A 1,118-nucleotide genomic window follows, 5' to 3' on the forward strand; every position below is an offset into this window, starting at 1 on the left:
CGGCATTGCGCCACGACGCACACCCCGGCCGTTCAGGCCCCCGGCTCCGCCACCGGCGGCCATCCGCACGCGAGACGCCCTGCGCCGCGTCCGGATCGGCGCCCTGCCGTGACACCCCACGGTTCGAGGATCTTCGCTCCCGCCCCGCGGTGAGCGCCGACCGCAGGTGACGTGCCGCACGGTTTCACCGTCCACGTCCCGCACCACACTTTCGGCCCGTTCCCTCGCGGCCTCCTGCCGGCGCCCCGCGCTGCGGAGCCTCCTCGCGACGTGCCGTCCCAGGAAGGTTTCGCATGAACCGCTCCAGCCGCTCCCCGTACCAGAACACCAACTCCCGCTCCTCGGCCTCCGCCCGCTCCTACGGATCCCGCTCCGGCGGCAGCTCCTTCTACGGCGACCGGCCCGCCAGCGGCCGGAGCTCCCGTCAGGGCTCGTTCGCTCAGGGCGAGTTCGCGATGCCGGTGAGCACCACTCCGGCGCTGCCGGCCGTCGAGGCGTTCGAGGAGCTGGACATGCCGAAGGCGCTGCTGTCGGTGCTGACCCGTCAGGGCGTCACCACGCCGTTCCCGATCCAGGCCGCCACGCTGCCGAACTCGCTCGCCGGCCGTGACGTCCTGGGACGTGGCCGCACCGGCTCCGGCAAGACCATCGCGTTCGGCCTCGCCGTGCTGGCCCGCACCGCCGGGCAGAAGGCCGAGCCGCGCCGGCCGCTGGCCCTGGTGCTGGTTCCCACCCGTGAGCTCGCGCAGCAGGTCACCGATGCCCTCACCCCGTTCGCCCACGCGGTTCGGCTGCGGATGGCGACGGTGGTGGGCGGAATGTCGATCGGACGCCAGGCGCAGACGCTGAACCGGGGGGCGGAGGTCGTGGTGGCCACCCCCGGCCGGCTCAAGGACCTGATCCAGCGCGGCGACTGCCAGCTGGACGGGGTCGGCATCACCGTCCTCGACGAGGCCGACCAGATGGCCGACATGGGCTTCCTGCCGCAGGTCACCGAGCTCCTCGACCAGGTCGCCGAGGGCTGCCAGACGATGCTGTTCTCCGCCACCCTGGACCGCAACGTCGACCGCCTGGTGCGCCGCTTCCTGAACGACCCGGTCACGCACTCGGTGGACCCG

1 protein-coding gene is annotated in these 1,118 nt (G+C 73.1%); it reads left to right on the forward strand.

The window, feature by feature from the left end; all coding sequences use genetic code 11:
* Nucleotides 1–293 precede the first annotated feature (293 nt).
* Nucleotides 294–1,118 (forward strand): DEAD/DEAH box helicase (locus tag AB0D08_RS40860; protein ID WP_359895444.1); only part of this gene is annotated, 825 nt, incomplete at its 3' end.

This window comes from Kitasatospora sp. NPDC048540 (assembly GCF_040651175.1).
Taxonomy (GTDB): Bacteria; Actinomycetota; Actinomycetes; order Streptomycetales; family Streptomycetaceae; genus Kitasatospora.